Below are 20,942 nucleotides of genomic sequence, written 5' to 3' on the forward strand. Positions count from 1 at the left end.
GACGGACTCCTGACGGGTTCGGGCACGCATGCTCGCGCGCCTTTGCCGTCGGCGCAAGCGCCCGCCTCAATCCCTCGCCTGGAGCCAGTGAACGCTGAAGAGTCGATCCGGATCGGTCCACACCGCGGCGGGCCGGAAGCCCGCTTCGACGGCCAGCGCGCGCAGGCTGTCGACGGTGAACTTGTACGAGTTCTCGGTGTGGATCGTCTCGCCCTCGTCGAAGGCGAAGCGCTGTCCGTCGAGCGTCACGGCCTGCGCGCGGCGGCTCACCAGATGCATCTCGATGCGCTGCAAGGGCGCGTTGTAGAACGCCGCATGCGTGAAGCCGTCGGGCTCGAAGTCGGTGGCGAGTTCGCGATTGGCGCGCCGCAACAGGTTGAGGTTGAAGGCCGCGGTCACGCCCTGCGCATCGTTGTATGCGGCATGCAGCAAGGCCGGGTCCTTGACGAGATCGACGCCCATCAGCAACCCGCCGCCGCGCAGCAGCCGGCATGCGAGCTGGAGGAACGCGAGCGCCTCCTCGGGGCTGAAGTTGCCCAGCGTCGAACCCGGGAAGAAGCCCACGCGCTGCCCCGCACCCTTCTCGCGCGAAGGCAGCACCAGCGGCATGGTGTAGTCGGCCACCATCGGCTGCACCGCGAGCCGGGGGTAGTCCGTGCGCAAGCGTTCGGCGGCCGCTTCGAGGTGCTCGCCGGAGATGTCGATCGGCACGTAGCGCCGCGGCGACTCGAGCGCATCGAGCAGGAGCCGCACCTTGGTGAGCGATCCCGCGCCGAACTCGACGATCTCGGCGTCACGCCCGATCTGCGCCGCGATCTCGGGCGCGCATTCGGTGAGGATGCGCACCTCGGTGCGCGTGGGGTAGTACTCGGGCAGCTCGCAGATGCGGTCGAAGAGCTGCGAGCCCGCCGCGTCGTAGAAGAACTTCGGCGAGATGCTGCGCTGCGGCTGGGAGAGGCCCGCGTTCAGTTCGCGCGCGAAGTCCGACAGCGGTGCCGCGCGCTGCGCGGCGCGAAAGGCGTGGACGTTGAACGCATGTGTTCGCATCAGAGATCCTTCGCGAGCCGCAGCCCCGAGAACTGCCAGCGCGCGGCCGGCGGGAAGAAGTTGCGGTAGCTCGGCCGCGCATGCCCTGCGGGCGTCGCGACGCTGCTGCCCCGCAGCACGATCTGGCCGACCATGAACTTGCCGTTGTATTCGGCCGCGACGCCCGCGAGCGGGCGGAAGCCCGGGTAAGGGTCGTACGAAGAACGCGTCCACTGCCATACCTGGCCGTGCATCTGCGAGATGCCGGGCGCGTCGTGCGCGGCTTCCCATTCGAATTCGGTGGGCAATCGCGCGCCGGCCCATTCGGCGTAGGCGGCGGCTTCGTAGAAGCTCAAGTGCGCAACGGGCGCCTCGGGCTCCATCGGCCGCACGCCGTGCAGGCCGAAGACCTGCCAGCCGCCCGCCGCGCCGTGATGCACGAGGCGCGGATCGTCGGGCCCGAGCCAGTACGGCGGGCATCGCCAGCCCTGTGCCTGGACCGTGGCCCAGCCGTCGGACAGCCACAGGTCGGGCCGCTGGTATCCGCCGTCGGCGATGAACTGCGCGTAGTCGCCGCAGTTCACGAGCCGGTCCGCGATCGCATGGGGACGCAGCAGCGTGGCGTGGCGCGGCGTTTCGTTGTCGAACGCGAAGCCGGGCCCCGGGTGCCCCGCTTCCACGACACCGCCGGGCCGCTCGATCCATCGCACCGGCGGCGGGACCGATGCGAGGCGCAGCGCCGGACCGGAGGCCGGACGGTATGCCGGCAGCACCGGATTGCACGACAGCGCATGCAGGATGTCGGTGAGGATCAGCTCCTGGTGCTGCTGCTCGTGGTGCAGGCCCAGCGTGACGACGGGCTCGATCGCCGGCCAGTCGGCTTCGCTGGCGGTGCCGAGCAATGCGAGCACCGCCTCGTCCACGTGCCGGCGGTAGGCGTGTACTTCATCGAGGGCCGGTCGCGTGAGCAGGCCGCGCTGCGGCCGCGGATGCCGCGGGCCCAATGCTTCGTAGTAGGAGTTGAAGAGATACGGGAACCGCTGGTCGAACAACCGGTAACCGCTGGCGTGCGGCTGGAGCAACACCGTCTCGAAGAACCAGGTGGTGTGCGCCAGGTGCCACTTGGTGGGACTGGCGTCGGGCATGGACTGGATGCACTGGTCCTCGGCCGAAAGAGGCGCCGCCAGTTCGAGTGTGTGGGCGCGCACCGCCCGGAAACGCTCGCGCAGTTCCTCCGCCGCAGGCGCGGCCGGCTGAATCAGGTTCATGGGGTCTCCAGTGACGGGTTGGTAGTTTTTTAGCCCATGCACACAACAGGACGCCGTAGGACAAGGCCCCGCCCGTTGACGGACGGGGCAACCGGAACGCCGGCGCGGCGGAACGTTGCACTGTGGCACAAGTCGCTGGCCGCTGCATGACCCTGCGTATGATCCGGCGAATGAGCACGCCCCCCTCTTCCGGCCGTCCGCACATCGTCATCGTCGGCTGCGGATTCGGCGGCCTCGAGGCGGCGCGCAAGCTGCAGAGCGCCGACGTCGATGTCACCGTCATCGACAAGACCAATCACCATCTCTTCCAGCCCCTGCTCTACCAGGTGGCGACTGCCGGGCTGGCGGCGCCGGCCATCGCGGCACCGGTGCGAGTGCTGTTCAGGGGCCGGCCCAGCATCACCACGCTGCTGGGCGAAGTCACCGACATCGACCCGAAGGCGCAGCAGGTCCGGCTGGCCGATGGCACGTTGATCTCGTGGGACCACCTGATCGTCGCGGCCGGCGCCACGCACAGCTATTTCGGCAACGACCAGTGGGCGCAGGCTGCGCCCGGCCTGAAGACGCTCGCCGACGCCTTCGAGATCCGGCGCCGTGTGCTCCTGAGCTTCGAGCAGGCGGAGGTCGAGACCGATCCGGCGAAGCGCCGCGCGCTTCTGACGTTCGCGGTAATCGGCGGCGGGCCGACCGGGGTCGAGATGGCGGGCACGCTGGCCGAGATCGCGCGACACACGCTGTCGGGCGAGTTCCGCCGCATCGATCCCGCCAGCGCCGAGGTGCTGCTGATCGAGGGCGGCCCGCGCGTGCTGCAGGCCATGCCCGAATCGCTCAGCCAGCGCGCGCTGGAGCAGTTGCAGAAGCTCGGCGTGCAGGTGCGGCTGAATGCGCGCGTGACCTCGGTGGAACCCCATGGCCTGCAGGTCGAATCGCCCTTCAGCGACGGCGGGGCCGGCGTCGGCACCCATCACATTCCGTGCAACTGCGTGGTGTGGGCGGCCGGTGTCGCCGCATCGCCGCTGGGCAGGATGCTGGCCAGCGCCACCGGCGCCGAGACCGACCGCGCCGGCCGCGTGAAAGTGCAGCCCGACCTGAGCCTGCCCGGTCACCCGAACATCAGCGTCGTGGGCGACCTCGCGGCCGCGATGAGCCACCGTCCTGGCCACGAGCCCAAGCCGGTGCCCGGCGTCTCGCCCGGCGCCAAGCAGATGGGCCGCGCCGCCGCCGCGAACATCCTGCGCCGCATCGCCGGACAGGCGACCGAACCCTTCCGCTATCGCGACTACGGCAACCTCGCGACCATCGGCCGCAACTCGGCGGTGGTGGATCTGGGCACACCCTTCGGCCCGCTGCGCTTCTCGGGCAAGTCGGCATGGCTGTTCTGGCTGTTCGCGCACGTGTATTTCCTGATCGGCTTCCGCAACCGCTTCGTTGTGCTGCTGGACTGGGCCAGTGCGTACTGGAGCTTCCAGCGTTATGCGCGCGTGGTGGCCGATGCCACCGCCAAGGGAAAGCAACCATGAGCCAACCAGCCGTGGCACCGAACCCCGAAGCCTTCACCACGCGCGTGGTCGCTCATGCACCATCGAGGGTGCTTCACGCGATCACCGATCCGACGCACCTCGCCCATTGGTGGGGCCCCGCGGGCTTCACGAACAGCTTCCGCGAGATCGACGTGCGCCCCGGCGGCGCCTGGCGCTTCACGATGCATGGACCGGATGGCCAGCACTATCCGAACGAGAGCGAGTTCATCGAGGTCGGGCCGGAACGCGTCGTCATCCGCCATCTTTCGGGCCATCGCTTCACGCTCACGATTTCGCTCGATACCGAAGGCACGGGCACCCGCATCGGCTGGCGCCAGGTCTTCGACGAGGCCGCGGAATGCGAGCGCGTGCGTGTCTTCATCGAGCCGGCCAACGAACAGAACCTCGATCGCCTCGAAGACGAACTGGCAGCCATGCCCTGAACGCCCATGTCACGCATCGAAAGCAAACTCCAATCGCTCGGCCTCGTGCTGCCGCCACCACTGGCGATGCCGCCCGGCGTGGTGCTGCCGTTCCCGTGGGTTCGCGTCGTCGGCCGGCGGGCCTTGATCTCGGGCCACGGGCCGCAGGCGAGAGACGGCCGCATTGCGCAGCCGCTCGGGAAGGTGGGGCGTGACCTCACGGGGGAGCAAGGCTACGAAGCCGCGAGGCTGACCGCGCTGGGCATCCTCGCGAGCCTGCAGCGGGCCATCGGCGACCTGGACCGCATCACCGCGTGGGTGCGCGTCTTCGGCATGGTGAACGTCGCGCCGGGCTTCAACCGCACGCCGGCGGTGATCAATGGCTTCTCGGACCTGATTCTTCAGCTCTACGGCCCGGATGCCGGCGCGCACGCGCGCAGCGCGATCGGGGTGGCGGAATTGCCCTTCGACATTCCGGTGGAGATCGAGGGCGAGGTGGAACTCGCGGCGTAACTCCTTCGAGCTTGTTGGACGATCTGTGACAAATCCAAGACCGCATATCGCGAATTCACCATTCCGCGGAGAATTTCCCATCTGCACTCTTCCCTAGCCGAGCGGAAGTCCATTGCTACGCTTCGATCTCCTTCAACTAGCAAGCCAGGGAGACAAGATGGAGCGTAAGTACGTCGTCGTGGGCGACCCACCAGCGAACGGAGGGCGCATATTGCCCTACGTTGGTCGGGAATTCACCATTCACGGCCACCAGGTTGCACTCATTGGCGGTCGGGCGTATTGCCAAGCCTGCAGAACCATCGGCGTCATCGCGAAAGCCGGCGGTGCCCGGCGATTGCAGTTCATCTCCGAAGCGGCTCTGGAAGGCGACGTCGTTGTCTGCGAGTGTCCATTCCCGCAACCTCTGATCGCAACTTTGCAGCACACATCAACCTTTGACGACATGGCAGGAGGAAGCGCAGCCTTCGATGCCAATACGCTAGCCAGGGGATGGTTTCAGCACGACTCTCAAGCGATCGCATCTAGCAAGATGCTGGTTGATTCGCAAGTGAAGCATCCTCATGAAAGCGCAGATGACGAGGACATCTGCCCCAACATGAGCAATGAGCAATTCGTTGAATTAATTCTCAAACTGCGCGACAAGGCTGTCGAATTGATCTCTCAGCGAGTACGAGACCTGGAGCGCTGGGGCAGCCCCGAAAAACAGCGGGTGAAGACTTGGTTCGGCGCGAGCGATGGGGAATTGCGCCAATACTTGAGCAACGGCCTTAAAGCCTGCATCAGGGTTTTGGAGGGGCTGACTGGCGACAACTTCGTGCGCTATTCCGAGTCTGCGATGCGGAACGTCGGGTGTACGCCGTCAGGTAACCAGAGCGGTGCCGGGCTTGCCGCGGAGGTATGCGGTCCGGATCTGAAGACCCGGACTATCGGCATCGGACTGGAGTTCTGCACCCTGCCGGATATCTCTTTTTCAATCGATTCCAAACTCGGGACGCTCATTCATGAAGTGACGCACTTCGTGGATACGTTCTCTTCGGTGGACACCGTCTATCACATGCGAGAGGCATTGAAGTGGATGCCGGAAAACCCGAGCAAGGCACGCACGAACGTCGACAGCATCACTGGGTATGTGATGTATGGAAACTAAGCGAATCTCAGCCGCCCTCATAGTCGCCGCAATATTGGGATGCGGCATGGCACAGGCCTGCGTGCAGCCTATTCAGATTTCCTTGGACTTCCGCAAAGATTCCGTCGAGTTGGACAGTGAGCAGATAGTCCGGTTGGCTAATTGGCTGGCCGATCTCAGGACCCGCGCGCAGTACGAGGAGGCAGACGTGGAAGGCGTCGCCGACGAATCGGCTGCCAATGGCCAAGAGCTCGCAGCAGGCCGCGCCGAGGCCGCGACCAAAGCGCTCCGTGCCCTGTACGCCGGACTTCCTGTTCGAGTGATGTCGCGCACGTACCCCAGGACGACTGCTACGTCGAAGACCGACTATGCGGCAATACAGCTCTACCCCAGAGAAGTTCCTGATTGCCCGAATCCGGTCCCAGTGAGGTGATGCTCTACGCTGTGGTTACGCCACCGCCACGCTCGGCGGCGCGGCGCCGGCGATCTGCCGCAGCGCACGCTCGAACACTTCGACCGGCTGGCCGCCCGAGATCAGGTGCTTGTTGTCGATGATGATGGCCGGCACCGAATGGATGCCGGCCTCCGTGTAGAGCCGCTCGCGCGCACGGGTCTCGGCGGCGAATTCGTTGCTTTCGAGAATCTCGCGCGCACGCTGCGGATCGAGCCCGGCTTCGGTCGCGAGGCGCACCAGCACGTCGTGATCCGAGGGATTCTCGCCGTCGGTGTGGCAGGCCTTGAGCAGCGCCTTCTTCAGCGCGACCTGCCTGGCAACGTCTTCGCGCTCGGCCCAATGCAGAAGCCGGTGCGCGTCGAAGGTGTTGTAGACGCGCGAGCGCCCTTCGGCGCGGAACTCGAAGCCGACCGAGGCGCCGCGCGCGCGAATCGCTTCGCGCGCCTGGGCCTGCTGCTCGCGCGTGCTGCCGTATTTCTGATTCAGGTGCTCGAAGGCGTCCTGGCCCTCGGGCGGCATGGCCGGGTTCAGCTCGAAGGGCTGGAAGCGAAGCTCGGCGGTGATCTCCGGCGCGAGGTTCTTCAACGCGGCTTCGAGCGAGCCAAGGCCGACGGCGCACCAGGGGCACGAGACGTCGGACACGAAATCGATATGGAGTCGGGTAGGCATGCCCAGCATCATGGGGCCGGACGCGCAACTTTCAACCGGCGCGCGCGATCACCCCACGGTCGCTACGTCATCGGGGTTCGGCCAACTTGCGTCCAAGCTGCGCCACCAGCCCGCGGAGCCAGCGATGGGCGGCCGAATGGTGCACGCGGTCGTGCCATAGCTGGTAGAAGCGCATGCGCGGGAAGCCCTCGGGCGCCTGGAGCACCGCCAGCGGCAGCAGGCTCGCGTGGTATTCGGCGAAGTGCCGCGCGGTGGTGAAGACCAGCTCCGTGCTGGCGGCGATCGACGGCGCGAGGCCGAAGTACGGCACCTGCACCCGCGCATCGCGTGCGAGGCGACGTTCGCCCAGATAGGTTTCGACCACGCCGCGCTGCCCCATGGCATAGGGCACCGGCACGACATGGCCCGCGGCGAGATAGTCCGCCTCGCCGACCTGCGTCGCGCCCGCCTGTGCGAGCGGGTGGTCGCGCGCCATCACGCAAACCAGTTCGTCTTCCAGCAGCAGCGAGATGTGCAGGTGCTCGGGCGGCGAAGGCCAGTTGCCGATGACGAGGTCGAGTTCGTCGTCCGCCAGCGCGCGCTCGAAGTCGAAGGTCGGCCCGAGCGCACGAAGCTCGATGCGGCAGCGCGGCGCCTCGATGCTCACATGCTGCGCGAGCCGTGCGATCCACGACGGCGCGATGTAGTCGGGCGATGCGATGCGGAAACGCTGCTCCGCATCGGCGGCGACGAAAGTCTCCGGCTGCACCAGCAGCGCCTCGATCTCGCCGAGCGCGCGACGCGCCTGCACGGCGAGGCCGGCGGCGCGCGCGGTGGGCACCATCGTCGTGCCGTCGCGCACCAGGAGTGCGTCGCCGAAGATCTCGCGCAGCCGCTTGAGGGAGCCGCTCACGGCCGGCTGCGTCTGCCGCAGGCGTGCCGCGGCACGCGAGACGCTGCGCTCCTCCACCAAGGTCGCGAGCACGCGCAGCAGGTGTCCGTCGAGCAGATCGGCGCCACGTTGCATGGTGTTTTCCCTAGTCTTATCGCTATGCCCGATGCAGTCTATAGCGATTCACATGCCGCCCCGCTATCGACAGCGCAGGGGGTCGGCTGGCCCAATCCAGACACCTTTCGATGACACCCTCGTGAACCGCCAAGGAGTTTGTTGCATGGCCACCCTGGAAGTCCCTCAAACCGCCGTTGCGCCTGAAGCGCCGCCGGCCAGCGCGCTCGATGCGGCCTACAGCCGCATCACCTGGCGCATCATTCCCTTCATCTTCGTACTCTGGGTCCTGGCCTGGGTCGACCGCGTCAACGTCGGCTTCGTCAAGCTCACGATGCTCGACGAGCTCGGCTGGAGCGAAGCGATCTACGGCCTGGGCGCCGGCATCTTCTTCCTCGGCTACTTCTTCTTCGAAGTGCCCTCGAACCTGCTGCTGCAGAAGATCGGCGCGAAGAAGACCATCATGCGCATCACGATCGGCTGGGGCTTCGTCTGCATCGCGACGATGTTCGTGAAGACGGCCGGGATGTTCTATTTCCTGCGCTTCCTGATGGGCGTGTTCGAAGCCGGCTTCTATCCCGGCATCATCCTCTACCTCACCTACTGGTATCCGAGCGAGCGGCGCGCGAAGGCCTTCGGCATGTTCATGTCGGCCTCGGCGATCGCCGGCGTGATCGGCGGCCCGCTGGCCGGCACGATCATGAACAACATGCACGGCGTCAACGGCTGGTCGGGCTGGCAGTGGGTGTTCCTCATCGAAGGCGTGCCGTCGGTGATCGCCGGTCTCGTGACCTGGTTCTACCTGACCGATCGGCCCGAGCAGGCCAAGTGGCTCACCGCCGAACAGCGCCGGCTCGTGCATGAGGACATGGCGCGCGATGCCAAGTCGCTCGGACATCGCGAAGAGAGCCTGCTCGCTTCACTGAAAGACGGCCGCATCTGGCTGCTCATCCTGATCTATTTCTGCATCATCGCGGCCAACTCGTCGCTGACCTTCTTCGGCCCGTCGGTGGTCAAGGAAGTGGGCTTCACCAATCCCGCGACGGTCGGCTGGATCATGGCCTTCTCGTACCTCTGCGGCGCCATCGGCATGGTCTACAACGGCCTGCGCTCCGACCGGCACCAGGAAAGCCGCCTGCACTGCGCCATCGCGGCGGCGCTCGGCGCAGCCGGCCTCGCGCTGACCGCGCTCTTCATGAAGCAGAGCCCGATGATCGCGCTGGCCGCGCAGACGCTCGCCATCGTCGGCACGATGAGCGCGATCCCGGTGTTCTGGCAACTGCCGGGCCGCTTCCTCGCCGGTGCGGCGGCCGCGGGCGGCGTGGCGCTGATCAACTCGATCGCCAACCTCGCAGGCTTCGGCGCACCGTTCATGCTCGGCGCGATCAAGACGTCGACCGGGCTGCTGTCGCCGGGCCTGTTCATCGTGGCGGCCATCGAGGTCCTGGCAACGGTGCTGATCATTGCCTTCGTCCCCCGCTTCGTGAAGAAGGCGGTGAAGTGATGAGCGCGGTGCTTTCTTCCCACGATGCGCTCACGCTGGCCGACATCAACCAGCTCGACCGCGTGCGCTTCGTCGCCGCGCTGGGCGGCGTGTTCGAGCACTCGCCCTGGGTCGCGACGCAGGCGTGGGCCGAGCGGCCTTTCGCGAGCATCGACCACCTGCATCGCACGATGATCGGCGTGGTGCGCGCGACCTCCCGCGAGGTACGCATCGATTTCCTGCGCATGCACCCGGAGCTGGCCGGCAAGGAAGCGCAGGCCGGCACGATGACGGACCATTCGACCGCCGAACAGGCCGGCCTCAATGCGCTGACACGCGACGAGCTGCAGACCTTGCGCCGGCTCAATGCGGAGTACGCGGCGAAGCATGGCTTCCCCTTCATCATCGCGGTGCTCAAGAACACCCGTTCGCAGATCTTCGAGGCGCTGCGCACGCGCACCGGGCGCGACACCGATACGGAGCTCGATGCGGCTATCGAGCAGATATCCATCATCACGCGCCTGCGCCTCGGCAGATTGCTAGCCCATTGACGGAGCGACCCCATGACCACGCCCATCCTCACCCGCCGCGCCTTCCTGCCCGCGGGCCTTGCACTCGGCAGCATCGCGGCCGGCACCGCGGTGGCGCAGAACGCGCCGGCCGCACTCACGACCGCGCCCGTCTCCCAGCTCAACCTGAGCCCGCGCCTCACGATGCACGCGATCGACACGCACAACGGCTCGCCTGGCGCCGGCATGAAGGTGCAGCTGTCGAAATACGACGGCGACGACCTGCGCGTGCTGCGGCGCTTCGAGACCAACAAGGGCGGCCGTACCGACGAGCCGCTGCTGGTCGATGCGAGCTATCAACCCGGCCGCTACGAGCTGCTGCTGCAGTTCGAGGACTACTTCGCCGCACGCGGAACGCCGTTGCCGAAGCCGAACTTCCTCTCGCAGGTGCCGGTGCGCTTTCGCATCACGAACCCGGCGGAACGCATCCACCTCGCGATCCTGTTCACCCCCTGGGGTTACTCGTACTACCGCGGCAGCTGACCAAGGCTCCCCCCAGCCTCGCCCACTTCGTGTGGCTCTGCACCCCTCAAGGGGCGCACCCCTGCGGCCCGGCCGAGCCGGTTCCGCGGGTGCCTGCGAAAGGGCCTGCGGTGCCACCCTGGGCTTCATCGATCATCAAGGAGACAACACATGGCCGGCATTTCCACCCATGTACTCAACAGCGGCACGGGCCGCCCCGGCGCGGGCATGCGCATCGATTTCTCCGTTCGCGACGGCGACGGCTGGAAACTCGTGAAGACCGTCACCACCAACGCAGACGGCCGCACGGACCAGCCGGTGCTCGCGCCCGATGCGGCAAAGGTCGGGCAGTACGAGTTGCTGTTCCACGTCGGCGACTACTTCCGCAAGCAGCCGGGCGGCGAAGGCGATCCGCCCTTCCTCGACACCGTGCCGGTGCGCTTCGCGATCTTCGATACGCAGCAGCACTACCACGTACCGATGCTGTGCACGCCGTGGAGCTGCTCGACGTACCGCGGAAGCTAGTCTCCAGAGGCTCCGCCCGAAGTCCTTGAGCACGCGGTCCGCAGGCGCGGCAGCCAGAGGAAGGCGATCAACACCAGCGCCACGCCCGCCAGCGCCATCGGCGCCACCATCGGCCAAGCACCGTTGCTGAGCTGCGGATCGACGAAGCTCGCCGCGAGTTGCCCGACCACGAACGCGACCGCCATCATCCCGAATCCCGACCAAGAGACGGCGCGGCCGGCCAGATGCGGCAGGTCGACCAGCGCGCCGGCCTGTCCGCACGGCTGATGAATGCCGTGGCCCACGCAGTAGATCGCGTGCCCGAGAAGGAGCGGCCACGCCGCGTGCGGCAGGAGCCAGCAACCGAGCGCCTGCACCAACGGCCCCGCCAGGCTGAGCAGCGACGCCCGCTGCACCGCGCGAACGGCACCCACGCGCGTGAGCAACCGGCGGCACAGCATGGTGCTGAAGATGTAGACGAGCGAGCCCAAGGCGGGAATCCAGCCATACCACGCGGGCGAAAAACCGAGGTAGCTGATGTAGACCATCGGCGAAAGAAGCAGGAAGCAGAAGATGCCGCCGTAGGTCGCGGCGGCGACGCTGGCCCACGCGCGAAAGCTGGGGCTCGCGAACACGTCGCGCACGCGTCCCTTGGCTGCCTGCACGCCGGACGCCGCAGCGGGCACACGCGTCTCATGGAAGCCGCGCAGGCACAGTCCCCACAGGATCAGCGCATAGACCGCCATGCCGCCGAGCACCCAGCGCCAGCCGGTGGCCTGCACCGCATAGGCTCCGGCCACCGGCGCGATCAGCGCCACCACGCCGAGACCGGTGAGGCCGCGCGCCATCACATGCGGACCTTCATGCGCCGGGTACAGGTCGCGCACAGCCGCACGTGCGCAGACGAGGATCGCGGCCATCGAGAAGCCCTGCAGCGCGCGGCACGCCGCCAGCATCGGGATGCCGGTCGCCAGCGCACCGCCGAGCGCGGCGGCCATGTAGAGCGCGAGCCCGACCAGCAGCACCGGACGGCGGCCGAAGCGGTCCGACAGCGGCCCGCAAGGCAACTGGCCCAGGCCGAAGGCGAGCACGAAGACGGTGAGGCTCGAACTGGCCGCGCCCAGCTCGCGCGCGATGGCCGGCAAGGCCGGGAGATAGCTGTCGGTGGCGACGGGCTGCGCCGCCAGAAGCAGCGGCAGCAGGAGCACGAACGAGAGGCCGCTCCGGGAGGACTGCCCGCTCACGTGGGTGCGTCCGCGGGCGGCATCGAAGATGAGGTCATCTGGCGAGTTGGGGTGGATTGAGTCGGGCCTGCAGCACCAGCGCCTGCGCCAACGCGATCTCGCCGGCAGGGACGGCAAGCGCCGGATCGAACCATTCGTCGGCGGCATCGCGGGGGAGTTCGGCGCGCAACCGGTCGATATTGGACCGCATCCGCGCCGCGTCCACCTGCAGGCCCGGCAAAGCCCCTGCGAGCGCACGCACGCTGCCATGCGCCGCCATCAGCAACTGCGGCCATTCGCCGAGTTCGGCCTGCCATGCGCCGAGGGCCCGCTCGTGCTCCTGCGACATCGCCTGGAGCAATGCGGCGACACGCTGCGGCGCGCGCTCGGCCGCGGCGAGCGCGGCCATGGCGGCGACCGGGTTGCGCTTGTACGGCATCGCCGACGAACCGCCGCGGTCGGGCTCGCTCGGCTCGGCCAGTTCGCCGACTTCCCACTGGCCCATCAGCGAGATGTCCTTCGCGATCTTGCCGAGGCTGCCGACCATGATGCCGAGTTCGCAGCCGAGCGCGACCCATTCGTCGCGCTGCGTGTGCCAGGTCGCGCCCGGATCGCCGAGTCCCAGTGCCTCGGCCATGTGGCGGCGTACCTGGGAGCCCTGCCCTTTCATCTGCGCCAGCGTGCCCACGGCGCCGCCGAGTTGCACGTTCAGCGCGCATCGGGCGGCCTGCGAAATTCGATCGCGGCTGCGCACCAGCGGCGCCGCCCAGCCGACGCACTTGAGTCCGAAGCTGGTGACCGAGGCGGGCTGCATCAGCGTGCGCGCGAGGATCGGCGTGATCGCATGTATCTCGGCATGTCGCAGCAGCGCCTGCGCAGCCTTGGCGAGGTCGGCCTGGACCAGCGACACCGCCTCGCGCGTGACCAGTGCCATGGCGGTATCGATCACGTCCTGGCTGGTGCTGCCGAAATGCACGTAGGCCACCGCGTCGGCGTTGAAGAGGCCCACGGCCTCCTTGAGGCTCTTCACGAGCGGGAGCGCGACGCTGCCGGCGCGGCCGCTGTCGCGCACGATCTTCGCGACGTCGAAGAGCTCGACCTTGCAGCTGCCGACGATCGACTGCGCGGCCGATTCGGGAATCAGTCCGACCTGCGCCTGCGCCCGTGCCAGTGCGGCCTCGAAGCGCAGCATCGCATCGACGAAGTGGTGTTCGCTGAACGCGGCCAGCGTTTCGGAGGTGGAGAGGAATCCTTCGAAGACGCTCATGGCGCTCGGGGTTTCAGTAGGCCAGCGTGGCGACGGCTCGAAGCTCTTCGGCGGTGGCGGTGCCGTAGCCGAAGAATTCGAGATAGGCCGGGATCATCTCGAAGAGCATGTCGGTGCCGACCTGCACCGCGCAGCCCTTTTCCTTGGCGGCGCGCAGCAGCGGCGTGTATTCGCTCTTCATCACCACTTCGCCGACGAAGGTGGTGGGCGCGATGCGGTCGATGTCGAAGGGCAGCGGATCGCCTTCCTTCATGCCGAGCGGCGTGGCATTGACCACCAGATCGAAGCCCGCCGGGTCGTTGGAGCCGGTCGTGACCTTGAGCTTCGGGTAATGAGTGCGCAGCCGCTGCGCGAGTGCATCGGCCGACGCGCCGTTCATGTCGAACAGCCCCATCTCCGCGACGTTGGCGGCCGCCAGCGAGGCCGCGATGGCCGACCCGACGCCGCCGCTACCCGACACCAGCACCCGCGCGCCGTCGAGCGAACGGCCCTTGCGCTGCACGCCGCGCACGAAGCCCGCGCCGTCGAACTGGTCGCCGACCAGCTTGCCGTCGGCGCGCTTGAGCACCGCATTGCACGCACCTGCGATCATCGCGGTGGGCGTGACCTCGTCGACCAGCGACATCGTCGTGATCTTGTGCGGCATCGTCACGAGCGCGCCGCGAAGGTTGGTGAACTTGAAGACCGAGGCGAACACTTCCGGGTAGTCCTCGGGCTTCACGCCCATCGGGATGACGACCGCGTCGATGCCCTGCTTGTCGAACCAGGGGTTGTAGATCATCGGAGCCTTGAAGCTCTCGGTCGGGTAGCCCAGATGGGCGATGAGGGTGGTCTTGCCGGAAATCATTGCAGTGGTCCTATGGATGAATCACGCGGTCGCCGCTGCCGCCGCATGGGCGCCGCCGAGGAAAAGTCGTTCGATGTTCGGGTCGGCCAGAAGCTCGTCGGCCCGCTTGTGCAGCACGAGGCGGCCGGATTCGAGCGCGATCGCCTCGTCGGCCATGCGCAGCGCGCTCTTCACGTTCTGCTCGACCATCAGCACCGTGGTGCCGCCGTCCGCCAGCCGGCGCAGCAGCTTGAACACATCCTGCACCACGATCGGCGACAGCCCGATCGAAGGCTCGTCGATCAGGATCACCTTGGGCCGCAGCAGCAGCGCACGGCCCACTTCGAGCTGCTTCTGCTCGCCGCCCGAGAGCGACGCCGCCGCGCTGTGCATGCGTTCCTTGACGCGCGGGAAGAACTCCAGCACCTCGGGAATGCGCTCGCGCGTGGTCTTCATGCCCAGCGTGATGCCGCCGAGTTCGAGGTTCTCGAAGGCGGTGAGCTGGCCGAACAGGTTGCGCCCCTGCGGGACGAAGGCGACGCCGTGCTTCACGAGCAGGTCGCGCGCGCTGGCGCCGGTGATGTCCTGCCCGTCGAGGCGGATCGCACCCTGCCGCACCTTGAGCAGGCCGAACATCGTCTTCAGCACCGTGGACTTGCCCGCGCCGTTGGGCCCGAGCAGCAGCGTGATCCTGCCGCGCTTCGCCTTGAACGACAGGTTGTTGAGGATCATGAAATCCTTGTAGCCCGCGACGACGTTGTCGAACTCGATGCAGGTATCGGAATTGTTGGCGAGGTTCGTCACGGTCAATTCCCCAGGTAGGCGTCCAGCACCTGCTTGTTGGCACGGATCTCCGCGGGCGTGCCGATGGCCATCACCTTGCCTTCGACCATCACCATGATGCGGTGGCACAGGTCCATCACGAAGTCCATGTTGTGCTCGATCACCACGAAGCTGCCGCGGCGCGTGCGGTTGAGGTCCTTCAGCAGCGACGACAGGCCGCTCACCAGGCTCGGGTTCACGCCGGCGCAGGGCTCGTCGAGCAGCACCAGGTCCGGGTCGCTCATGAAGGCCATGCCGATGTCCACCAGCTTCTGCTGGCCGTAGGACAGCGTGCCGGCCTTCTTGTCGGCGACGTGGCGGATGCGGAACTGGTCGATCAGCGCATCGGCCTTGGGGCCGAGTCCCGAATCGCCGGGCGCGAACATGCGGCTCCACATCGTGCCCTGGTGCTCTTGCGCGGCGACGATGAGGTTCTCGCGCACGGTCATCTTGCCGAAGACCTGCAGCGTCTGGAAAGTGCGGCCGACGCCGCGCCGGTTGAGTTCCAGCGGCCCGAGCTTCGTGACGTCGTCGCCATTGAGTTCGATGCGTCCGGCATCGGGCGTGATCTGCCCGAGCATGCAGTTGAACAGCGTGGTCTTGCCGGAGCCGTTGGGGCCGATGACGCCAAAGATCTCGCCGGGACGGACCTCGAAGCTCACGCCGCCGACGGCCTGGATCGCGCCGTAGGACTTGCGCAGGTCGGTCACGCGAAGGACAGGCGTGCTCATAGGGAAACCTCCGCGCTTCGCGCTGCGGCGCGAGCGCCTTCGGGCGGCCGGGCGGCGCTCATTGCACCACCCCCACCTTCTGCGCCATGGCGGCGCGTGCCCGCGATGCCTCGCGCGATTCGCGTCGCGCCCTGATGCGATCGGGTATCGACAGCAGCCCATCGGGCAGCCACACCATCAGCAGCACCACGGCCGCGCCGAACATCGGCAGATACCAGTCGGACACGCCCGGCACGTCGCGCAGCCATTCCGGCAGCACCACGCCGACCGCCGCGCCCAGCACCGGCCCCCAGAAGTAGCCCGGCCCGCCGACCACGACCATGAGGTACATCATGATCGACGCCGCCACCGTGAACGGCGCCGGCTCGATGAACTGCACCAGCGAGGCGAACAGGCCGCCCGCCACGCCCGCGTAGGCGGCGCCGATCGCGAAGCTCAGCAGCGTGTAGCCGCGCACGCTGATGCCCAGGCTCTCGGCGCGGATCGGGTTGTCGCGCAGCGCGGTGAAGGCCTTGCCCCACGGCGAACGCAGGAGGCCCCCGAGCGCGAGCGCGAGCACCACCGCGATCGCCAGCACCAGGTAGTAGTAGGGCCGGTTGCCCTCCAGCGAGAGGCCGAAGAGCGATGGCCGCGCCACGTTGTTGATGCCGAAGGTGCCGCCGGTGAGCCATTCCTCGTTGCGCATCACCAGCCAGATCGCGGTGTTGAAGCCCAGCGTGGCGAAGGCGAGGTAGATGGTCTGCACCCGCAGCGCCGGGAAGCCGAGCACCAGCCCGACCGCGAAGCACAGCACTGCCGCGAGCGGCAGCCCCAGCCAGAAGCTGAACCCTGCCTTGAGCACCAGCGCCATGGTGTACGCCCCGATGCCGAGAAAGGCCGCGTGGCCGAGCGACTTCTGCCCCGCATAGCCGACCGTGAGGTTGAGCCCCATCGTCGCGATGATGAAGATCAGCCAGTAGCTCAAGAGGTACACGCCGTAGTTCTTCAGGAACTGCGGCGCCACGAGCATCGCGGCCAGCGCGGCGGCGATGAAGAAGGCATTGAGCTTTTTCATACCTTCCGTTCCTCCTTCTTCCCGAGGAGGCCTTGCGGCTTGAAGAGGATCACGACCATGAAGATCACCAATGCCACCGCGTCCTTGTAGGCCGGCGAGATGTAGGCCGCCGCGAGGTTCTCCGCCACGCCCACGATCAGCCCGCCCACCAGCGCGCCGCGCGAATTGTTGAAGCCGCCGATGATGGCCGCGAAGAACGCCTTGCTGCCGAGGCTTTCGCCCATGTCGAACTTGGCGAGGTAGGTCGGCGTGACCAGCAGCGCCGCCGCCACCGCGAGCGCCGCATTGATCGCGAAGGTGTAGAACACCATGCGCGGCACGTTGATGCCGAGCACGCTGGCGCTTTCGGTGTTCTGCGCCACGGCCTGCATCGCGCGGCCCGTGACCGTCTTCACGAGGAAGGCCTGCGTCGCCAGCACGATCGCCACCGCGAGCACGAAGGTGCCGAGGTCGCCCATCGTGATCGTCACGCCGGCCACGTTGAAGAGCTTGTCCGGGAACAGGCTCGGGAAGGGCTGCGCCTCGGCGCTGTAGGCTGCGCGCACGCCGTTGCGCATGGCGATCGAGAGGCCGATGGTGGCGACCACGATCGGCATCATTCCGTACTTGAGGAGTGGATCGACGAGGCCGCGCTTGAAGGCCCAGCCGAGCACCCCCACCGCCACCGCGATGGTGAGCACGAAGCTCACCGCCAGCGGCGCACCGAACGACATGAACGCCAGCATGGCAAAGGCCGGCAGCATCACGAACTCGCCCTGGGCGAAGTTGATGGTGCCGCTGGCCTGCCAGAGCAGCGTGAAGCCGAGCGCCGCCAGCGCATAGATCGCGCCGGTGGCGAGCCCGGAAAAGAAGAGCTGCAGGAAGTCGGTCATGGGACCTTGCTTGCTGCGGCGCTTACTGCTTCTTGCCCAGTGCGGGCAGGATTTCCTTCACTTCCTGCTTGCCGTTCTTCACCTCGACGATGAAGCTCTCGCGGTCGAGATCGCCCTTGTCGTCGATGGTCACGTCCATCAGCACGCCGGGCTCCTTCGCCACCGGAATCGTCAGGCCGTGCAGCGCCTTGGCGATCGCGATGCGGTCGAGCTTGCCCGCCTTCTCGACGCCGGCCTTGAACATGTAGACGCTGGTGTAGCCCTTGATGCCGTTGTGGTCGGGGATGTACTTGTATTCCTTCTCGAACTTCGCGCGGAAGGCCCGCATGCTCGGGATCGGCGCGTCGACCGTGAGGCCCACGTGCGCCAGGATGCCGTTGGCGGATTCACCGGCCAGCTCGATCACCTTCTGGCTCGGCAGCACCGTCTCGCCGAGGATCGGCTTGGTCCAGCCCTGCTTGCGCAGCTCGCGCAGCGCGCGCGCCGACTCTTCTTCGTTGGTGTAGACGAACACCGCGTCCGGATTGCTCTGCTTGGCCTTGAGTACCGGCGCGGACCAGTCGACCTGCCCCGGCTCGGTCGAGATGTCGGCGACGATCTTGATGCCGTTCGCTTCGGCGGACTTCATGAACGCATCGCGCCCGCCCTTGCCGAAATCGTTGTTGACGAAGATCACGGCGATGGTCTTGGCCTTGAGATTGGCGGCCACGTAGCGCGCCAGCTTGGGCATCGCGTTGACCTGCGAGAAGCTCGTGCGGAAGACGAAGGGATTGCCCTGCGCGGTGATCGCGGTGGCCTCGGCGCCGGTGAAGTTCGGCGTTTCGCCGCGGCGCGTCTCGGCCATGCTGACGATCATCGAGCCCGAGAAGCCGGGCCCGAACACAGCGATCACGCCGTTGTCGACCGCCTTGGCGGCCATCGCCTTGGCGACGCCGGGGTTGGACTGCGTGTCGCTGATCGCGCTTTCGATCTTCTTGCCGAGGATGCCGCCGGAGGCGTTGATTTCCTTGATCGCGAGCTCGACGCCATTCCTGAAGTTCGTGCCCGCCGTGGCGCCCGTGCCTGACAGCTCCTGGATGTTGGCCACCTGGATGGTGTTCTGGGCGAAGGCACCGCTTGCGCAGGCGGCCAGCGCGCACGCCGCAGCCAGGCGGATCGCGAACTTGCGGGTTTGAAGAATGGTCATCGAAGTCTCCTCTTTGGTGGTTGATTGGTTCGTGATTCGTGTCGATCGATCCGACGAACGCCTTGCCTCAGGCGTTCGGTGCGCGGGCCGGCTCGCCGTCCGCGACATGCGACTCGCTGAGCCAGCGCGCGCTCTTCATGGCGCGCTCTCCGACCACCATCGGGTCGGAGTTCACGTAGTCGTCGTTGAACACCTCGAAGGTGTAGTGGCCGCGGTAGCCCTTGTCTTCGAGGAGCTGCACCATGTCGCGCGCGTCGTGCAGGCCCTCGCCCGGGAACAGGCGCTGGTGGCGGGCCAGTTCGATCATGTCGGACTGGCGGTCGCTGTATTCGAAGAAGTAGTCGGCAAGCTGCACGAGGAAGATCTTTTCCACCGGCACATCGGCAAGCTGCCTGAGCGTCTCGGGCGTGTCGTCGCCGTGCACGGACATGTGGAAGAAGTCGAGGTTGAGGCCGACGTTCTCGCGGTCGCACCGGCGCACGATGTCCCACGCCTGGTGCCAGCGGTTGGTGTGCCGCCCCCACGAAAGCGCCTCGTAGCAGATGCGGATGCCCAGCGGCGTCGCCAGCGTGGCGAGCGTGCGCAGGTCTTCCGCGGCACGGTCCGGGTCGTCGATCGCCAGCGGCGAGGTGGTCGAGCAGCACAGCAGCAGATCGGTGCCGACCAGCGCCATCTGGCGAAGCTGCTCACGGGCCATTTCGAGCCGGTGCGGACGCATGGCGTCGGGCGCGCATTCGAAGTCGCGCAGCGGCTGGAAGTCGGTGACCTTGAGGCCGCTCTGCTTCACGAGCTGCGCCGCCTTCTCGACGCCGGCCGGATGGTTGATGAGATCGCGCGCCCAGAGCTCCACGCCCGAGAAGCCGGCCGCCTTCATGCACTCCAGCTTGTGGCCGAGCTCGCCCCCCATGGTGACGGTGTTGAAGCCGAAGCGGTCGAGGGCGATGGCCATGGGAGTCTCTGTCGTAAGGTTGGCCGCGCGTCAGGCCACGCTGGCCGAGTGATAGCGCAGCGGCGCATGGATCTCGCCGGCCATGGAGGCCGGGTAGATCAGCTCGCGCAGGAAATTGGCGTCATGGCGCAGCGCGTTGGCGGCGTCCTTGTGGCCGAAGAAATCGAGGTAGTGCGGCATCTGCTGGATCAGCATCTCGAAGCCGGCTTGCGCATTCAGGCCACGCTCGCGCGCCGCGCGCACGATGGGCGTGGGCTGGCCGCGCAGGAGGATGTCGAACAGCGCGGCATGCGAATCCATGCGGGCGACGTCCACAGGCAGCGGGTCCTCGGGTTTCAGGCCGAGCGAGGTGGCGTTGACGACGAGGTCGTAGCCGGCGGGATCGTTGCTGTCCACGGCGACCGTCGTCGCATCGAAGAAGGCGTCGAGCTTGGCAGCGACGCCGGCCGCCTTGCCCGCCGCCACGTCGTAGAAAGCGATGTGCTCGGCGCCGTTGACCGTGCCGCCCTCAGCCAGCGCGACGCCGATGGCCGCCGCGCTGACGCCCGCGCCGAGGATCAGCACGCGCTTGCCGCGGAACGGGATGTTGTAGCGGTCGAGCGCGCCGATCAGGCCTTCGCCGTCGAAGAGGTCGCCTTCGAGTTCGCCGTTCTCGATGCGGCGCACCACATTGGCGGAACCTGCGACCCGGCCGAAAAGACCGCAGCCGTCGAGCAGATCGACCAGCGACGGCTTGTGCGGCGGCGCGATCACCATGCCGCGCACGTTCCTCGCGAGGAACGCCGCCTTGACGAAGACGGCGAGGTCGCGCCTTCCCACCTGCACCGGTGCCATCACCGCATCGATGCCGCAGCGCTCGAACACCGCGTTGAACATCCGCGGCAGGCGCACGTTCGTGACCGGATCGCCCGGAAGGAGGTAGAGGGACGTGCTGCCGACGATGGATGGAAACATGGCGTGTCTCGCTTCAAGTTGTTCGACTATCGACCGAATCACTGACGAGGCGCCGCT

The 20,942-nt window shown here is 67.1% G+C and carries 23 protein-coding genes; 9 read left to right on the plus strand and 14 right to left on the minus strand.

Annotation, left to right across the window (positions count from 1 at the left end):
• Positions 1-66: 66 nt before the first annotated feature.
• Positions 67-1,047 (minus strand): L-histidine N(alpha)-methyltransferase, encoded by a 981-nt coding sequence (gene egtD, locus WKW77_RS04130; protein WP_340355535.1) that lies wholly within the window; start codon positions 1,045-1,047, stop codon positions 67-69.
• Positions 1,047-2,294 carry an ergothioneine biosynthesis protein EgtB gene (gene egtB / locus WKW77_RS04135; protein WP_340355536.1) on the minus strand — a complete coding sequence of 416 codons (1,248 nt, stop codon included), beginning with the start codon at positions 2,292-2,294 and terminating at the stop codon, positions 1,047-1,049. Before egtB ends, egtD begins: the two co-directional genes overlap by 1 nt.
• Positions 2,295-2,464: 170 nt before the next feature.
• Between egtB and WKW77_RS04140 the strand changes: the two genes are divergently transcribed.
• From WKW77_RS04140 to WKW77_RS04160, 5 genes are all read left to right on the plus strand, one after another.
• Complete coding sequence (locus WKW77_RS04140; RefSeq protein WP_340355537.1) at positions 2,465-3,814, plus strand: NAD(P)/FAD-dependent oxidoreductase; 1,350 nt, start codon at positions 2,465-2,467, stop codon at positions 3,812-3,814.
• A complete protein-coding gene (locus WKW77_RS04145) occupies positions 3,811-4,257 on the plus strand; it encodes an SRPBCC family protein (protein WP_340355538.1) in 447 nt (148 codons plus the stop codon). Before WKW77_RS04140 ends, WKW77_RS04145 begins: the two co-directional genes overlap by 4 nt.
• Before the next feature lie 6 nt (positions 4,258-4,263).
• Complete coding sequence (locus tag WKW77_RS04150; RefSeq protein ID WP_340355539.1) at positions 4,264-4,749, plus strand: RidA family protein; 486 nt, start codon at positions 4,264-4,266, stop codon at positions 4,747-4,749.
• A 157-nt stretch (positions 4,750-4,906) separates the two neighbouring features.
• A complete protein-coding gene (locus tag WKW77_RS04155) occupies positions 4,907-5,896 on the plus strand; it encodes a M35 family metalloendopeptidase (protein ID WP_340355540.1) in 990 nt (329 codons plus the stop codon).
• 46 nt (positions 5,897-5,942) lie between these two features.
• On the plus strand, positions 5,943-6,308 hold the full coding sequence (locus tag WKW77_RS04160; protein WP_340355541.1) for a hypothetical protein: 366 nt from the start codon (positions 5,943-5,945) through the stop codon (positions 6,306-6,308).
• Between the two features lie 15 nt (positions 6,309-6,323).
• Here WKW77_RS04160 and WKW77_RS04165 read toward each other — a convergent pair whose 3' ends face one another.
• Complete coding sequence (locus WKW77_RS04165) at positions 6,324-7,007, minus strand: DsbA family oxidoreductase (RefSeq protein WP_340355604.1); 684 nt, start codon at positions 7,005-7,007, stop codon at positions 6,324-6,326.
• A gap of 58 nt (positions 7,008-7,065) precedes the next feature.
• Positions 7,066-8,004 carry a LysR family transcriptional regulator gene (locus WKW77_RS04170; protein WP_340355542.1) on the minus strand — a complete coding sequence of 313 codons (939 nt, stop codon included), beginning with the start codon at positions 8,002-8,004 and terminating at the stop codon, positions 7,066-7,068.
• 145 nt (positions 8,005-8,149) lie between these two features.
• Here WKW77_RS04170 and WKW77_RS04175 point away from each other — a divergent pair, with 145 nt between their 5' ends.
• The 4 genes from WKW77_RS04175 (at position 8,150) to uraH (WKW77_RS04190) (ending at position 11,022) form a co-directional block, all read left to right on the plus strand.
• Positions 8,150-9,487 carry an MFS transporter gene (locus WKW77_RS04175; protein WP_340355543.1) on the plus strand — a complete coding sequence of 446 codons (1,338 nt, stop codon included), beginning with the start codon at positions 8,150-8,152 and terminating at the stop codon, positions 9,485-9,487.
• Complete coding sequence (gene uraD, locus WKW77_RS04180; protein WP_340355544.1) at positions 9,487-10,017, plus strand: 2-oxo-4-hydroxy-4-carboxy-5-ureidoimidazoline decarboxylase; 531 nt, start codon at positions 9,487-9,489, stop codon at positions 10,015-10,017. The genes WKW77_RS04175 and uraD overlap by 1 nt, the downstream gene beginning before the upstream one ends.
• A 12-nt stretch (positions 10,018-10,029) precedes the next feature.
• On the plus strand, positions 10,030-10,518 hold the full coding sequence (gene uraH, locus WKW77_RS04185; protein WP_340355545.1) for a hydroxyisourate hydrolase: 489 nt from the start codon (positions 10,030-10,032) through the stop codon (positions 10,516-10,518).
• 150 nt (positions 10,519-10,668) lie between these two features.
• On the plus strand, positions 10,669-11,022 hold the full coding sequence (uraH, locus tag WKW77_RS04190) for a hydroxyisourate hydrolase (RefSeq protein WP_340355546.1): 354 nt from the start codon (positions 10,669-10,671) through the stop codon (positions 11,020-11,022).
• Here uraH (WKW77_RS04190) and WKW77_RS04195 read toward each other — a convergent pair.
• The 10 genes from WKW77_RS04195 to WKW77_RS04240 form a co-directional block, all read right to left on the minus strand.
• A complete protein-coding gene (locus WKW77_RS04195; protein ID WP_340355547.1) occupies positions 11,019-12,245 on the minus strand; it encodes a multidrug effflux MFS transporter in 1,227 nt (408 codons plus the stop codon). The genes uraH (WKW77_RS04190) and WKW77_RS04195 overlap by 4 nt on opposite strands.
• Before the next feature lie 34 nt (positions 12,246-12,279).
• Positions 12,280-13,491, minus strand: coding sequence for a lyase family protein (locus WKW77_RS04200; RefSeq protein WP_340355548.1), 1,212 nt, complete (start codon positions 13,489-13,491; stop codon positions 12,280-12,282).
• Between the two features lie 13 nt (positions 13,492-13,504).
• The gene (locus WKW77_RS04205) at positions 13,505-14,338 is read right to left on the minus strand and encodes a shikimate dehydrogenase family protein (protein ID WP_340355549.1); all 834 of its coding nucleotides are present in this window, start codon (positions 14,336-14,338) and stop codon (positions 13,505-13,507) included.
• A 21-nt stretch (positions 14,339-14,359) separates the two neighbouring features.
• Positions 14,360-15,049, minus strand: coding sequence for an ABC transporter ATP-binding protein (locus tag WKW77_RS04210; protein ID WP_340355605.1), 690 nt, complete (start codon positions 15,047-15,049; stop codon positions 14,360-14,362).
• 74 nt (positions 15,050-15,123) lie between these two features.
• Positions 15,124-15,870 carry an ABC transporter ATP-binding protein gene (locus WKW77_RS04215; protein WP_340355550.1) on the minus strand — a complete coding sequence of 249 codons (747 nt, stop codon included), beginning with the start codon at positions 15,868-15,870 and terminating at the stop codon, positions 15,124-15,126.
• Between the two features lie 58 nt (positions 15,871-15,928).
• Positions 15,929-16,924, minus strand: coding sequence for a branched-chain amino acid ABC transporter permease (locus WKW77_RS04220; protein WP_340355551.1), 996 nt, complete (start codon positions 16,922-16,924; stop codon positions 15,929-15,931).
• Positions 16,921-17,796 (minus strand): branched-chain amino acid ABC transporter permease, encoded by an 876-nt coding sequence (locus WKW77_RS04225; protein ID WP_340355552.1) that lies wholly within the window; start codon positions 17,794-17,796, stop codon positions 16,921-16,923. The genes WKW77_RS04220 and WKW77_RS04225 overlap by 4 nt, the downstream gene beginning before the upstream one ends.
• Positions 17,797-17,818: 22 nt before the next feature.
• Positions 17,819-18,982 (minus strand): ABC transporter substrate-binding protein, encoded by a 1,164-nt coding sequence (locus WKW77_RS04230; protein ID WP_340355553.1) that lies wholly within the window; start codon positions 18,980-18,982, stop codon positions 17,819-17,821.
• Between the two features lie 67 nt (positions 18,983-19,049).
• On the minus strand, positions 19,050-19,931 hold the full coding sequence (locus WKW77_RS04235) for a sugar phosphate isomerase/epimerase family protein (RefSeq protein WP_340355554.1): 882 nt from the start codon (positions 19,929-19,931) through the stop codon (positions 19,050-19,052).
• Positions 19,932-19,961: 30 nt separating this feature from the next.
• Entirely contained in the window at positions 19,962-20,885 is a 924-nt protein-coding gene (locus tag WKW77_RS04240) for a shikimate dehydrogenase family protein (RefSeq protein ID WP_340355555.1), read from the minus strand.
• Positions 20,886-20,942 lie beyond the last annotated feature (57 nt).

It is taken from the genome of Variovorax ureilyticus (assembly GCF_037889935.1).
Classification (GTDB): domain Bacteria; phylum Pseudomonadota; class Gammaproteobacteria; order Burkholderiales; family Burkholderiaceae_C; genus Variovorax; species Variovorax ureilyticus.